Here is a 14,582-nt window from a genome sequence, read left to right as displayed (position 1 = left end):
GCGGCCTTGATGTATGCGCCTGAACGGGGGGAACACAGATGACGAATACGTCTTTGGGTGGACATGACGGACCGTATCCGATGCCGGTCGAAATCTGCGGTGGAGCGGTGGACACTGCTTGGATCGACTACAACGGCCATATGAATGTCGGATACTACGGTGTCGCTTTTGACATGGCGCTTGAGACGTTGATGGTGGATCACCTCGGGTTGGGGGAATTGCAAGTCAATGCGCTGGGGCAGGGCCCGTACATCATTCAGTCGCACCTGCATTTTCTGCGAGAGATTACCCAAGACATGCCGTTCCATTTTCACTTTCGGATGTTGGATGCTGACCCCAAAAGAGGTCACTACTTCGCCCAGATGATCTCGACCTCAGACTGTCATGTCTGCGCCACGCAAGAGGCATTGTTCATGAATGTCAGCCACACCACCGGGCGGTCGGTGCCGTATCCGGACTGGGCCGTGGCGCGTCTGATGCAGATGGTCGAAGATCACAAAACTCTGGAGCCCGCACCCCAGATCGGTCAACCAATCGGCATACGTCGCAAGTGATACCGCAGTGATCCGAGCTTAGTAGTCCCTGGCAAAAAACACTCCGATACCGGTTTCGCCTTTGCCGTCGACAGTGCCCTTGACCGAAAAATTATCTGTGACATCCAGGTTCAGGTTGACCTCGGTATCGCCTTCGGTGTTCACCGTGAAATCCGTATAGAGGTTGTCGCTAAGATACGCACCGGCCCCCAGACGGCCTGCACCGCCTTCGGTCGCGCCGATGTCGACGGTATCAAGGCCGGTGGATTCACGCAGTCCCTTGGTCGAATCGCCGCCCGCGCCGCTAAGCTGTGCCAATGATGCCGCCATCTGCGCGATCAGAAACGGCGATATCTCGGAAAAGCGGTTCCCGAACAACAGCATGGCCAGCGCCTCTTCGGCGGGGCGTTCCGGATCCGAGAACACGTCAACCTCGGGTGAGTCCAGTGGGCCCGCGATTTCGATCGTTGCGGTGCCGTCGGAGGTACTGGCTGAAGACTCGAATTCGATATACGGCGTCAGATCGCCCTGCAGACTGACGATGCCTTTTGTCAGCTCCAGCCTGCGGCCCAGAATGTCAAAAGTGCCCCGGATCAGATCGATCTGCCCGGATGGAACGATTGACGTTGTGGTTCCGCCGATCACAATGCGACCACCCAGTTCCGCATTCACGCCGCGGCCGCGGACAAATACGGCCTTTGGGGCGAGCAGGCTAATATCCAGCGCGATGCGGGAATCGCCTTTTGATCCTTTTTCTGTGACGACCAACTGCGCGCGCTCGCGGGTGATAAAGCCGGCACGGCTTTCGTTGATGTGCTGGATCTCGGGGATTGGTGCTGCGCCCACTGCACCGGCGGCCGCAGCAAGATTGATATTGGTTTCGTCAAAACTGATTTGTCCGGAAAGCGAGCTGTTCCCGGCCAATGCACCGGTCATGGCAATTTGGCCATTCAGCGTCGTTTTGTACAACAGCTTGTCTGTCAGAACGAGGCTGTTCAGCTGTGTCGTGATCTGTGCGTTGAAGGGCGGTGTCAGGGCCACCGGGCCGCTGACTGTAAAACCGCCGCCGGCGCGTACACCGCCGTTTAGCGATATTGTTGCACGGCTGCGGGCCAGATCGACCGAACCGCTGATCCCGGTTATGGTCTGACCGGCGGTTGGGATTGCGAAGGATGTGCCGGACGTTGTGATCGAACCACTTAGTGAATCCAACGCTGGTTGGCCTTTTAGCGCCAGATTGAAGCGGGCGGATCCGTCGATCTTGTTGGGCGTCACAAAGATGTTGGCGATGCCAAGATTGACCCCGCCTTGTGCCGTCAGATCCGCGTTGCCGCTGGTTTCGTCAAACGTGCCTGCCACATCGCTGTTGATGTTGGCCGGGCCTTTGGCGTTGGCATCAATTGTCCAGACGCCATTGTTCCGCTTGGCGTTTCCCGTGGCAGAAACAGTCCCGGGAAACTCTGACGCGAAGCGTTCGACGCGGTTGAGCTTGGCGTCAAAATCTAGATCTGCGGCCCCATCCGTATCCACTGTTCCGGACAGGCTGGCATACGAGCTGTCGGGTCCTTGCAGTTTGGCTGTACCTTCAAACCCGGAGCCGGAAGGTGCCACATTGGCAACCAGTTGCAGCGGACCAGACAAGGTGTTCGACAAACGTGCCAAATCATCCAGTTTGGCCGAGAAATCCAGCCCCCCGGATTCGCGGTTCAACTGACCCGAGGCATTGGCCGACAAAGCTGTACCATTCAGGCGAAAGTCGCGGATATTCAGGCCGCTGCCCTCTTTCAACGCGTCGACAACCAGCGTCGTGCGCCCTTGAATCAATTTGTCCAGCGCGGCGATGCCCGTTTGAATGTCGTTTGCGGTGATGTTGCCTTGGACATCGAAAGTCTCGCTTCCTTTTGCGCCTTTGCCCTGAACGTCGCCCTTGATTGATCCAGCCAGATCGCGTCCGGCAAGGCCGGACAGCACAGACAAATCCGGGACGTTCATACTGGCCTGGCCATCGACAGCCAGATTGCCCGTCGGATCGTCGATCGTAGCGTCGACCTGTGCCGTCAGCGCTGATCCGTTCACGGTCGCCTGACGGACGACGATCTGTTGCTGTGACAGGGCGCCGTCAAATTCGACCGATGTCTGGCCGGTCAGCAACGGGTCGATCTCATCCATACCGGTTTTGATATCGCGCCCGGTGACGCTGGCCACGCCATCAAACTCCAGCGTCTGAACAGTGCCCTTGCCGTCCAGCTTGGCCTGAACGCTGCCCCCTAGGTCGCGTTTCGCTAAACCAGAAAAACCCGAAAGGTCCGGGGCATTGACGCTGGCCTGACCATCAATGGAAAGGTTGCCATCCGGCGTTGTGACCTTGCCGCTGGCGTGCGCGCGCAAAGCCTCTCCGTTCAAGGCAAACTCGCGTATTGTCACCCCGTCCGTATCGCGTTTTGCATCCAATGTGATTGTTGTTTCACCGGTGATCAGCGGATCAATATCGTCGCGCCCGGTGGACAGATCACTGCCGCTGACATCAAGCTTGCCGTCAAAACTGCCTTCAATCGGTGACCCGCTGCCTGTGACCTGCGCCGAGGCTTTCCCGCCCAGATCCAGCTTCGCCAGATCAGAAAAACGCGAAATGTCGGATGCTTCCAGCGAGGCAGAGCCGTCAATGTTCAGTCCGCTATCCAATCCACTGATCAGGGCGTCAACGCCCAACAGGAAATCCGAGCCGATCAGTTCGAAATCAGACAAGTTCAAGGACTGATCATTGCCATACTCAAAAGCCCCATCCAAGGTGATGCGATCCCCAAGCGCCGTATTAAGGGCTGGGTCGGCCATGTCGATGCCGTCCAAAGCGGCCTGCAAAACGCCGCTGATCTTACGAACGGCCCCCTGATCCAATGACCCCTGCGCCGTGATCTGAGCGCGGTCCATGTCGATGTTTTCTGATCGCACCGCATCGGCTGAAAGGTTCACATCCCACAGACCGTCGTTTGTTTGATCAAACAGCACAGAGATCTGAGCAGCCTCAACAGACGTATCCCCGCCTGATACCGGCAGAACGACGGTTTCTCCGTTAGGTGGGGTGATTTTTCCCTCGAGTGCCGCAAGTTGCAATACGCCACCGGGGCCCAGTTTCAGATTGCCGTCAAGGTTCATTGCCTGAGAGGTGAACTTCAAATCACTTATGTCCAGGGCACCATCCGGGTGGGTTTGCCCATCCACGAACAAGCTGGTTTCTTTGCCGAAGAACACGTCCATGTTTCTGGCCACAAAAGGGGTCAGATCGCCGCTGAGATCGGCTGTAAATGCGATCCCTTCCCCTTCGGTTCCATCGGTTTCAAGAGCTGAACGAAGACGAACCTGACCGCCAACGTATTCCTGATTGTTGCTGGCCAGTCCGATGTCGGCGGTGAAGTCGTCGACGGGTCCGGACCCTTTGGCCGTCAACTCGATCGGAGGTTCGTTGGGAATTTTCAGCGCAGTTGAAATCAATCCGCCTGACGATTCTATCACTTTCAGATCCAGGTCGATCTGGCTGCTCGAGTTCTCGAACCCCGCCGCCAGGACTATTTCATCACCGGCCCGATCCAGACGGGTAATGTCCAGGTTGGTGTCCAGCGTGCCATCGGCCAAAGACAGGTTGCCGTTTACCGCAAGTTGGGCCGCCACACCGATCAAAGGTTGACCGAGTGCAAGCTCATCAATCCGGATCTCTCCGATTTCAATGGCGACGGGCAGTTCCGGCAGTTGGAAAGGTTGTGTTTCAGCGGATGGGGGCGGCTCGTCCGTTGTGGTTGTGCCTGGGGCCCTGGCGATATCGATTTCCTGCGCTGTCAGCGTATTGACTGCGAACCGACCACGGATTAGTCCCAATCGGTTCCAATCCAGCTCAGCATCCTTGATGGTGAGCCAAACGCCTTGGTCATCGGACACAGTGATTTCCTGGATCGTCGCCCGAGAGCTAAGCGCCCCTTGCAGCCCTTTGACCGTGACGTTCTGATTGTCACCCGAGAGCGTATCCTGCAGGAACCGCTCAACCATGCTGCCGCCCTGACCCTCTTGTGCCTGCACTAAAGCGGGGGTGCAAACCAGCGCGCCGATCAGAAGAGGGGCCGAAAGACGATGTATCAAAATGCCTGTCCAATCCCGATATAGAACTGCAGGCCGTCTCCGGTGTTGCCTTGTACCGGAACGGCAAGGTCAAGGCGCAGCGGACCAAATCCACCCAGATCATATCTGACGCCAATCCCTGCGCCCGCGTGATCTGCCGCACCGCTGCCAACAAATGACGATGTGTCTACTATACCGTAGTCATAAAACCCCACCAACGACAGGCTTTTGGTAACCTTGCCGCGCACTTCACCGGAAAGCCCAAGGAAGGACTTTCCGCCCGCAACCCCAGTGCCCACCGGAATCCCGAGGCTTTCAAACGGTTGCCCACGCACTGTTCCAGCGCCACCTGAAAAGAACAGAAAATCTGGTGTGACGCCATCTGCCGGTGGCCCAATGACCGAGCCCAGTTGAACCCGCCCGGCCAGAACGAGATTTCCTGCCGTTCCAAAACTGGTATAGGCGCGGCCATCGAAATACAGCCTGAGGCCGGTGTCTGAACCGGAAAAGCCCACAAACGGCATCACCTGCGAATCCAGATAGAACCCACGCGTCGCGCTGACCTTGCTGTCGCGTTTGTCCCATTCCGAGCGGAAGGGCAGGATGAAATACCGGAATTTACGCCCGTTGCCATAGGCGTCATCAGCGTCGGACCACTGGAAACCGGCCGATGCTTCGGCATAAAGCTGATCCGAAAACGTGCGCCGCGCACCATAGGCCAGCGACGCCACTGTCACGTTGTAGTTTTCTGTATTGCGCCGCTCTAGCAACGTGCTCCAGAATGTCGCGTCATCGGGACCCAAACGATCGGGTTGATCCAGCCTCAGACCGATCCGGCCATCAATATCCTCGGCCCCGCCAATGTTGCGAACAGCAGCCTCAAAGCGTAGCCGTTCGGCCCGCCTGAACATATTGCGGTGGGTCCAGGTTGCCGTGACATCCACGCCATCACGCGACGCGAGCTCGACACCAAAGGTCAGGCGGCGTTTGGGCAGGTCCTCAAAGGTCGCATCAAAATCAAGCGTGCCATCCGGGTTGGGTGTTTCCCTTTCCTGCAGGGACACCACGTTGAATGTCCCGGTCCGGCGAAGCCGGGTGCCGACCTTCTGGATCTGTGCAGGCGAATACACTTCGCCGCTCGGAAATCCGGCGATCTTTTCGATCGAACGATGGCGGACGTCCGTGTCGCCGTCGATGAACATCCTGCCAAAAGTCAGTCTGCTGTCGGGATCAAGGCTGATTTGCGCGTCAAGCTGCGCCTGTGCGTGGCGTGCGATGACCTTTTGCCCGGCCACACTTGCCTTGGCATGACCTGCATCCCTCCAACCCTGAACACCTGCGGATGCGGCTCTTTGGATGGCGCCTGTCGTGGCAAGCTTGCCGGGCGCAAATTGCTCGGGCAGTTCGGTGTCTGGGGCCAATGGCTGGATCGTGGCAGTTCCGAATTTGAATGTCGGACCGGTTTCAACGGTGATGACCGCACGATTGATTTGTGCGGGAACACTGAGCGAGCTGAGTTCGGCAGCCTCTTGCCCGTCGAGCTTGATGCTGACAACGGGGCTGAAATATCCTTCGTCGTATAAGATCTGAACAAGCGTGCGGTAGTCTGACAAAGCGGCAGACAGGATTTCCAGCGGCGTATCAAGCCCGCGGTTGTTGGCAGTAGCAACCGAAGATGTCTGTTCCAATCGCTCCACCAGCTCTTTGGGCGCTCCGGGGGCTGTAAGGGTGGTTTCTAGAGCAACCAAGGAGGTTGGCACCAGAGTCATTACCGCTCCGATCATCCAGCATCTCAGAATGCCTTGCGGTGTGCTCCCCTGCATCAAATAGCTCCAACTGCCCCTAGTCGAAATTAGATGCGCCACGTTGTGATGTGTTCGCAGCTCACTAAGCTTATGTTAGAGCATCTGAAACCCCTCGGGGAAAGGGCCTAAAAGTTTCCCCGGACCATTTAAGCCGCAACTTTGGTCGCGCTATAGTCCTGCGTTACGGACCCATCGTATGATGGTGTCGCGGTCTTCCGGTTCCATATAGGTAACATTGGCATGGGGCGTTGCATGACTGACGCCCGCCTGCAGATAAATTTGCTTGGCATTGCGGGCAATGTCGGCCTGGGTCTCCAGAAGAACCCCTTTGGGCGCCCAAAGAATACCCTCCCAAACAGGTTCGCGCACATGGCACATCGAGCAGCGACCCAGCACGACATCATGCGCTTCTTCGAACCCATCCGCGGCTGCAAAGCGTTGTTCGTAGGACGTCAGTGGCAGCGCCACGACCTCTTCCAGTGTTTTGTACATCGGTGCCGTCGACAGCCAGATGATCGCGATAAACAGCAGCGCGGTGACCAGCCAAATCCAGGTTGGGGTTGCCGGTACGGGCGTGGCGCGTGTTGAAATAGTGCCGGATCGCCACTCCCATGAGGAACACAAGTGCCGCAATGATCCAGTTGTATTGCGTCGCAAAGGCCAGCGGATAGTGGTTTGACAGCATCAGGAACACGACCGGCAGCGTCAGATAGTTATTGTGGGTCGATCGCAGCTTGGCGATCTTGCCGTATTTCGGGTCCGCTGTGCGCCCGTTTTTCAGATCATCCACTGCGATCCAAGCGATGGCCGTGATGACGCGCAACCAGCGCATGGCAAAGGCCATCCAGTCCCAGAACACGGCGAAGTCATACTTCAAGTGGTCTCCGATTGCGTGTCGCCACACTAGGCAAGCAGGTATTTGTTCGGTATTCCCGTTAATTGCCCAACTGTATCAAAAAAAAACGAAAAGATGTCCTATCTGGGCAATATCGCACTTTCTTCGGGGTCTACGATCTGGGCAGCATGTCTGCGGCTGGTCGCGACCTGCGCATTTCGCCTGCCGTCACCTCGGCGCGGATATCGCAGCTTGAGGATCATCTGAGCGTTCGCCTGTTCCAACGCACAACCCGGAATCTGACACCGACCGAACAGAGACGGGCGTTTTACCCCGGTGCCATCTCGGTTCCGGACGCGGTGGACGAGGCCGAGGCGAAGGTGGAGCATCTGACCGAAGCACCGCGCGGCTCATTGTTTGTGGCGGCCTCTTTTGGCGTTGGGCGTCGTCTTTTGGCACCCCAGGTACCTGATTTTCTGGCGCTTTACCCCGAGATTGACGTGCGATTGCGATTGACCGATCGATCGGTGGACCTGACCACCGAGGGGTTGGATCTGGCGTTTTTCATTGGCCAGCCCGAAGACAGCACTCTGCGCATTCGCAAGATTGCGGATTGCCAGCGGGTGCTGTGTGCCGCGCCAGACTATGTGAAACGGCGTGGTATGCCGCAGACCGGGGCCGATCTGATCTCAGGCAAGCATGAATGCCTGAACTCGCGGTCTCGGGGCGCTTTGAATGTGATGATGGGGATATGCTGACAGATTGGACGTTGTCGGGCCAAGGCATCGCCCTGAAACCAGTGTTCGAGGTAGCCGACCATCTGAAAGCCGGCGACCTGATTCCGGTCGCGTCGCAATCTCCGCCTGTGCCGGTGCAAATGGCCTGCCTTTATACCCATCGCCGCCATCAGGACCCAAAGGCGCGGTTGTTCATGGATTTCATGATTGAGCTGATCGAAAAAGTGGTCAGCCCGCCAAGTGCTTGAAACCTCAGCTTCCGCGATAGGTCGAATATCCGTAGGGTGAAAGCAATAGGGGTACATGATAGTGCGCCTCGGCATCCGACATGCCAAATCGAATAGGGATTTGGTCCAGAAACAGCGGCTCGTCTCCGGACTGCCCTGAAGCACGAAGATAATCTCCGGCGTAGAAAATCAGCTCATAAGTGCCTGTCTTGAAGTCTTCCTGCGGAAAAATTGGGCTGTTGGTGCGGCCGTCGGAATTGGTCTCGATCTCTACCAGTTTCCGGTGGGAATTGCCGGTTACCTTGTAGAGTACGATTTTTAGACCGTCGGCCGGGCAACCCCGGGCGGTGTCCAGAACATGGGTTGTCAGAAATCCTGCCACGGTGGCCTCCATTTCGGTGTCTCTTCTGGTCTGCCACAGTCTGGTACAAACATCAAAACTGTTGAAATGCCGAAAGAACCCGAACCACTGCTCGGATTGATTTGATAATCCTATTCGGGTTTCTGCGCTATGGCAGTAGGCAGCGGACGAATGAAAGGACGAAAAACCGCGATGCAGCCTTCTCGTTACCCGCGCGATATGCTCGGGTATGGTGCCAACCCGCTTGATGCGCAATGGCCGGGTGGAGCAAAGCTCGCCGTTCGGATCGTGCTGAACTATGAGGAGGGCGGCGAAAACTGCGTTTTGCATGGTGACGCCGCGTCCGAGGCGTTTTTGTCCGAAATCGTCGGTGCCGCCCCATGGCCCGGGCAACGCCACCTGAACATGGAATCGATCTATGAATATGGCGCGCGGGCTGGGTTCTGGCGGCTTCACCGCTTGATGAAGGATCTACTCATAACTGTATACGATGTGGCGACGGCCTTGGCTCGGTCACCGGATCAGGTTGGTGCAATGAAGGCCGCAGGATGGGGGATTGCCAGCCACGGCCTCAAGTAGGTCGAGCACAAGGACATGCCGAAAGACGAAGAGCGCGCCCAGATTCTCGAGGCGATCCGGTTCCACACCGAAGTTTTCGGCGAACATCCGCGCGGCTGGTACACCAGACGCTGCTCGAAAAACACGATCACGCTGGCGGCTGAAGAGGGTGGGTTTGCCTATGTCGCCGATACTTATGCCGATGACTTGCCCTATTGGATGCGGACAGATGGGCGGGGTCAGTTGATTGTGCCTTACACGTTGGACTGCAATGACATGCGGTTTGCCACGCCTCAGGGGTTCAACGCCGGGGATCGGCTCTTTTTCCTATCTCAAAGACAGCTTCGATGCGCTGTATAATGAAGATGAAGAGGATGCCCCAAAGATGCTGTCGATCGGGTTGCATTGTCGCCTCATAGGACGTCCCGGTCGGGTGATGGCACCAAAGTGATTTCTGGATTATGCGCGCGGGTTCTCGGATGTCTGGTTCGCAACGCGACTTCAAATTGCCGAGCACTGGGCCGCTACACATCCGCCAGAAACACACCCCAAACCGTCGCAGATGAGCCGTTCGGATTTTGTTGCCTCTTGCAGGGATATTCGAACATTCAGCCTGGATTGCGGAGCGTGCATTTGATCTTGAGTTAGGGCCTGCGCATGACACGGCGGGTGGGGCGCACAACGCCCTGACATGCATGTTCCGGTCGGCATCCGAAGATGCAAGGCTGGGCGTGTTGACTGCCCATCCTGACTTGGCAGGCAAACTAGCACTGGCCAAGCGATTGACCAGCGAAAGTACATCAGAACAGGCATCAGCAGGATTGGATGCGCTGACAGAGGCGAACGCGCGACGTTCACCGATTTGAACCAGCGCTACACCGCGAAATTCGGATTTCCCTTCATCATTGCTATTCGGGATCATGACAAAACCTCGATCCTTCAGGCATTCCAGCGCCGCATCGACCAAGATCGGACCACCGAATTCGCCGAAGCCTGCCGTCAGGTCGAATGGATCGCTGAACTCCGGCTGCGGGATGTTTTGCCGTCATGAGCCGTCAAATCGTGACCGAACCGATGTCCGCAAACGCCTTTGCGCCGTTTGGGGATCTGATCGAGGTGTCCGGCACCCCTGACAAAAGCATCAATCAAGGTAAATGCGGGCGGTACCATGATCGCGCGGTTATGAACTTCGAGGAAGGTCGCGCGGGGATCAGCCCGTTTGATGCCAACCCGCGCAGTTTGCCGTATCGCCTAGACATGGTCGAACGTCACCCCGAGGGCAGCCAGGCCTTCATTCCCATGACCGAGAACCCTTTTCTGGTCATCGTGGTGCTGACTGAGCAGGGTGGACCCGGCCAGCCCTGGGCATTTCTGACCAAGCCGGGCCAGGCAGTGAACTATCATCAGGCTGTTTGGCACGGCGTTCTGACACGGCTTCACAGCCCGGGCCTTTTTGCTGTTGTCGACAGAATCGGCGAAGGGCCAAACCTTGAAGAATACTGGTTCGATACGCCCTATCAGGTCGTAGCAGGGCCCAATGAAGCCGCAGGATAAGCGGCAATACCACCATGAACTCTGGCAGAGAGGACAGTACTCATGGCTGACACTTCCATAGGCTCACCCGAACAACTTCGGGACCCGAATTTATACACCAGCCCTGCACAAAGCCATCCCGCTGGGCATCCAGCACGTGCTGGCGATGTTTGTTTCGAACGTGACACCCGCGATCATCGTCGCCGGGGCGGCCGGGTTCGGATTTGGATCAAACTCGCCCGATTTTCCTGAACTTCTGTACCTGATCCAGATGTCGATGCTGTTTGCGGGCATTGCGACCTTGCTACAGACAATCACGTTGGGGCCGGTTGGTGCAGCGTTGCCCATCGTACAAGGGACAAGCTTTGCCTTTCTGCCGATCATGATCCCGCTTGTTGCCGGTAAGGGTGTTGATGGATTGGCCGCTTTGTTTGGTGGTGTGATTATTGGCGGAGTGTTTCATGCCTGCTTGGGCGCCGTCATCGGCAAGATCCGGTTTGCATTGCCCCCGCTTGTGACTGGCCTTGTCGTCACGATGATTGGTTTGGCGTTGGTCAAGGTCGGTATCCAATACGCGGCTGGTGGGGTTCCCGCCATTGGAACGTCGGAATATGGGTCCATGCTGAATTGGTCAGCAGCCATGGTCGTGGTCATCGTCACGCTGGCGCTTAAGTTCTTTACCCGCGGGATGCTTTCTGTTTCGGCTGTCCTGATCGGTCTGGTCGTTGGTTATGCCTATGCCTTGATAGTTGGCATGGTGACATTCGAGGCCATTGGAACCAGTTGGAGCCGGGCGTCCGCTTTTGCCCTGCCGATGCCATTCAAATACGGGTTCGAGTTCTCATTTGCGGCCGTCATTGGATTTTGTCTGATGGCGTTCGTGTCTGCCATCGAAACAGTTGGCGACGTGTCTGGCGTGACCAAAGGCGGGGCCGGGCGCGAAGCGACGGATGATGAGATCTCCGGTGCGACCTATGCCGACGGTTTCGGCTCGGCGCTTGCCGGTGTGTTCGGAGGCCTGCCCAACACGTCCTTCAGCCAGAACGTCGGCCTGATCGCCATGACCGGCGTCATGAGCCGCCATGTTGTCACGATCGGGGCTTTGTTCCTGATCGTGTGTGGCCTTGTCCCAAAAGTTGGTGCGATTATCCGAACTGTTCCCATCGAAGTGTTGGGGGGCGGTGTCATCGTCATGTTCGGAATGGTTGTGGCGGCGGGCGTCTCAATGCTGTCCGATGTCGACTGGAACCGGCGCAATATGGTGATCTTTGCAATCTCGCTTTCGATCGGATTTGGATTGCAGCTTGAACCGGATGCCGTGCAGCACTTGCCCGATACGCTGGGCATTCTGATGAAAAGCGGCCTGCTTCCGGCGGCATTAATCGCCATCGTTCTGAACCTGATCTTGCCCGAAGAGCTGTCGGATGAGGCGACTGAGGAGGTTTCAGGTGGCTTGTCCGGGCATGGAACCGGAAGCTTGCCGAAAGAACATTAGGCGCTTGGTAACGGATCGCAACGCAACACGGGTGCGTTGCGATCTGATCAGACTTTGGCCATCAGGCGGGCCACGTCCAGCATGCGGGCGGAAAACCCCCATTCATTGTCGTACCAGCCAAACACGCGGACTTGATTGTCCCCGACCATCCGCGTTTCCGGGCCCGCGATCACCAGGGATTCCGGACGTGCGCGAAGGTCCGAAGATACAAGCGGCAGATCTGTCCACCCCAAAACGGGTGCGGCGTCGACGGCTTCGCGGAAATGGGTGTTGAAGGATTCAGCGGTCGTTTCCCGTTCCAGTGTGATCACAAGGTCAACGGCGGAAACGCTGGCGGTTGGAACGCGCACCGCCGCACCCGAGATGCGCCCGGCCAGATGCGGCAGAACCACGTCAATCAGATGGGTCGCGCTGGAGGTCGTCGGCACCATCGACAAGGCACCGGCGCGGGATCGGGCAAGATCTCCGCGCGGGGCGTCTACCATGGGTTGGCTATTGGTATAGCAATGGATGGTGGTCATATGGCCCGAGGCCACCCCACCGATCTCATCTAAAACTTTCACCAGTGGTGCCAAACCGTTGGTCGTGCATGAGGCGTTGGATACGATGCGCGCGCTGCCCAGTTCGTCTTCGTTGGCGCCTAGAACGATTGTCACATCAGCAGCCGGTGAGGGGCCCGAGATCAGGACTTTGCCAACGCCCGCCGTCAAGCCGCGACGCGCCACGTCCGAGCTGCGTGCGATCCCGGTGCAGTCCAGTATCACATCCACCCCTCGCAAATCGACCAGTGCCAGATCTGCGCTGTGGGTCATCGGAATTGAGCGGCCGTCTACGACCAGCGCCGCATCGCCTTCGGACACGTCCCCGGGGTAGGGTCCGAAGGTACTGTCGTATTTGAACAGGTAGGCGCAGGTTTCCAACGGCGCGATGTCATTGACCAGCACCAGCTCAATATCCGACCCTTTCGGCAAAGCCAGAACTTGCCGCAGGATCGTGCGGCCAATACGGCCGAATCCGTTGATCGCGAGTTTCATGTGCAAGCTATGGCAGGCCGCCGAGGCGACCTCAATGCCCGATCTGACAAGGGGTCAGTTGCAATTGACTTGCGAGAAAAACTGGCCCGAGATGTTCTGATACATACTGGGCACGACGGCTCTGCAGCCCGTGGCTTGCTGAATCGCGGCAATGGCTTGAATGGTGCGAAGACGTGGCGGTGGACCAAAAGGGTTCAGGTTGTTGTTGTCACGTGTGGCGCGAAAGATAACTGGTGCGTCCGAGACCTGCGTGACGGCCCATGTACGGCTCATGACGAAAACGGATTTGGTTTCCTCTTTGGCCGCAGCGGGCGCTGCATCAAGTGTTGTAAGACCCAGCAAAGCCATCAGGGCCACCGTTGTTCCACGCAGTAACATCAAACTATCTCCAGTGCTAAAAACACTGTTATTTCATCAGATTCACTTGGCCCTGTGAAGCCCTGACACAGCAAATACCAATGATGTGTTCAATTGCGCCTTAGCGCTTGGACAGTGACAAGGGCATGTGGCGGTTCACGTCTTTGTACAGAAGGTACCGAAATCGCCCCGGACCGCCTGCGTAACACGCCTGCGGGCAAAAGGCGCGCAGCCACATGTAGTCACCGGCCTCGACTTCGACCCAATCCTGATTGAGCCGGTAAACCGCTTTCCCTTCGAGCACATAAAGCCCGTGCTCCATGACATGGGTTTCTGCAAAAGGGATCACGCCGCCGGGCGCGAAAGTGACGATGTTTACGTGCATGTCATGACGTAGATCCTGAGGATCTGCGAAACGGGTGGTGGACCATCGCCCCTCGGTATCGGGCATAGGCATCGGCGCGACGTCCCGCTCATTCGTGATGATCGGATCCGGTTCGGACAAGCCCGGAACGGCCTCATAGGCCTTGCGCAGCCGGTGGAACCGGGCGGTTTCGTCCGAACGATTGTGCAAAGTCCAATCGCAACCGGGCGGAATATAGGCCTATCCCCCAGTGTCCAAGAGGTGAGGCGTGCCATTCACAATCAGCGTCACTTCGCCTTCAACGACGAACAGAACCTCCTGCGCATCAGGAGCAGTGTCTGGCCGATCGCTGTCGCCACCGGGCTGAACCTCCATAATGTACTGTGAAAACGTCTCGGCAAACCCACTCAACGGACGGGACAGAACCCAGAGGCGGGTATTTCCCAGAACGGCAGGTAGCTGGTGACGATGTCACGTATCGTTCCCTTCGGGATCACCGCATAGGCGTCGGTGAACATGGCGCAGTCCGTCAAAAGTTGATCCTGGCCAGGATGTCCACCTTGCGGGGCATAATACGTTGGATGTGTCATTGCGTGCCTTGGGGTCGTTTTCTGGCACTATGGGGGGAAAGGTCTG

Annotated in this window: 7 protein-coding genes and 5 pseudogenes; 5 read left to right on the top strand and 7 right to left on the bottom strand. The window is 57.3% G+C overall.

What is annotated here, in order from left to right:
- Positions 1 to 38 precede the first annotated feature (38 nt).
- Positions 39 to 554 carry a thioesterase family protein gene (locus tag D9K61_RS16635; RefSeq protein WP_120634312.1) on the top strand — a complete coding sequence of 172 codons (516 nt, stop codon included), beginning with the start codon at positions 39 to 41 and terminating at the stop codon, positions 552 to 554.
- Positions 555 to 572: 18 nt separating this feature from the next.
- On the opposite strand, the gene D9K61_RS16630 is transcribed toward D9K61_RS16635, so the two are convergent.
- The 3 genes and pseudogenes from D9K61_RS16630 to D9K61_RS16620 all read right to left on the bottom strand — a co-directional run.
- Entirely contained in the window at positions 573 to 4,661 is a 4,089-nt protein-coding gene (locus D9K61_RS16630; protein WP_254055802.1) for a translocation/assembly module TamB domain-containing protein, read from the bottom strand.
- The gene (locus D9K61_RS16625) at positions 4,658 to 6,463 is read right to left on the bottom strand and encodes an autotransporter assembly complex family protein (RefSeq protein ID WP_120634311.1); all 1,806 of its coding nucleotides are present in this window, start codon (positions 6,461 to 6,463) and stop codon (positions 4,658 to 4,660) included. The genes D9K61_RS16630 and D9K61_RS16625 overlap by 4 nt, the downstream gene beginning before the upstream one ends.
- Positions 6,464 to 6,613: 150 nt before the next feature.
- A pseudogene (locus tag D9K61_RS16620) lies at positions 6,614 to 7,241 on the bottom strand (urate hydroxylase PuuD); the annotation flags it as partial.
- Positions 7,242 to 7,415: 174 nt separating this feature from the next.
- On the opposite strand from D9K61_RS16620, the pseudogene D9K61_RS16615 reads away from it, so the two are divergent.
- Positions 7,416 to 8,265: pseudogene (locus tag D9K61_RS16615) on the top strand (LysR family transcriptional regulator).
- A 4-nt stretch (positions 8,266 to 8,269) separates the two neighbouring features.
- Here the strand turns inward: D9K61_RS16615 and uraH are convergent.
- The gene (uraH, locus tag D9K61_RS16610) at positions 8,270 to 8,626 is read right to left on the bottom strand and encodes a hydroxyisourate hydrolase (protein WP_120634510.1); all 357 of its coding nucleotides are present in this window, start codon (positions 8,624 to 8,626) and stop codon (positions 8,270 to 8,272) included.
- Positions 8,627 to 8,797: 171 nt separating this feature from the next.
- Here uraH and puuE point away from each other — a divergent pair.
- From puuE to D9K61_RS16595, 3 genes and pseudogenes are all read left to right on the top strand, one after another.
- Positions 8,798 to 10,214: pseudogene (gene puuE / locus D9K61_RS27340) on the top strand (allantoinase PuuE).
- Positions 10,211 to 10,717, top strand: a complete 507-nt coding sequence (locus tag D9K61_RS16600; RefSeq protein WP_120634310.1) for an ureidoglycolate lyase — start codon at positions 10,211 to 10,213, stop codon at positions 10,715 to 10,717. The pseudogene puuE and the gene D9K61_RS16600 overlap by 4 nt, the downstream one beginning before the upstream one ends.
- 42 nt (positions 10,718 to 10,759) lie before the next feature.
- Positions 10,760 to 12,191, top strand: a pseudogene (locus D9K61_RS16595) (uracil-xanthine permease family protein).
- 47 nt (positions 12,192 to 12,238) lie between these two features.
- On the opposite strand, the gene D9K61_RS16590 reads toward D9K61_RS16595, so the two are convergent.
- The 3 genes and pseudogenes from D9K61_RS16590 to D9K61_RS16580 all read right to left on the bottom strand — a co-directional run bounded on the left by D9K61_RS16590 (position 12,239) and on the right by D9K61_RS16580 (position 14,536).
- A complete protein-coding gene (locus D9K61_RS16590; RefSeq protein WP_120634309.1) occupies positions 12,239 to 13,225 on the bottom strand; it encodes a type I glyceraldehyde-3-phosphate dehydrogenase in 987 nt (328 codons plus the stop codon).
- A gap of 54 nt (positions 13,226 to 13,279) precedes the next feature.
- On the bottom strand, positions 13,280 to 13,603 hold the full coding sequence (locus D9K61_RS16585) for a hypothetical protein (RefSeq protein ID WP_120634308.1): 324 nt from the start codon (positions 13,601 to 13,603) through the stop codon (positions 13,280 to 13,282).
- Between the two features lie 100 nt (positions 13,604 to 13,703).
- Positions 13,704 to 14,536 (bottom strand): annotated as a pseudogene (locus tag D9K61_RS16580) (bifunctional allantoicase/(S)-ureidoglycine aminohydrolase).
- Positions 14,537 to 14,582 lie beyond the last annotated feature (46 nt).

The organism is Ruegeria sp. EL01, from assembly GCF_900313035.1.
In the GTDB taxonomy this organism is placed as follows: domain Bacteria; phylum Pseudomonadota; class Alphaproteobacteria; order Rhodobacterales; family Rhodobacteraceae; genus Ruegeria.
Note: the sequence above shows the minus strand (reverse complement) of the source record. Positions and strands in the feature narration are given on the sequence as shown.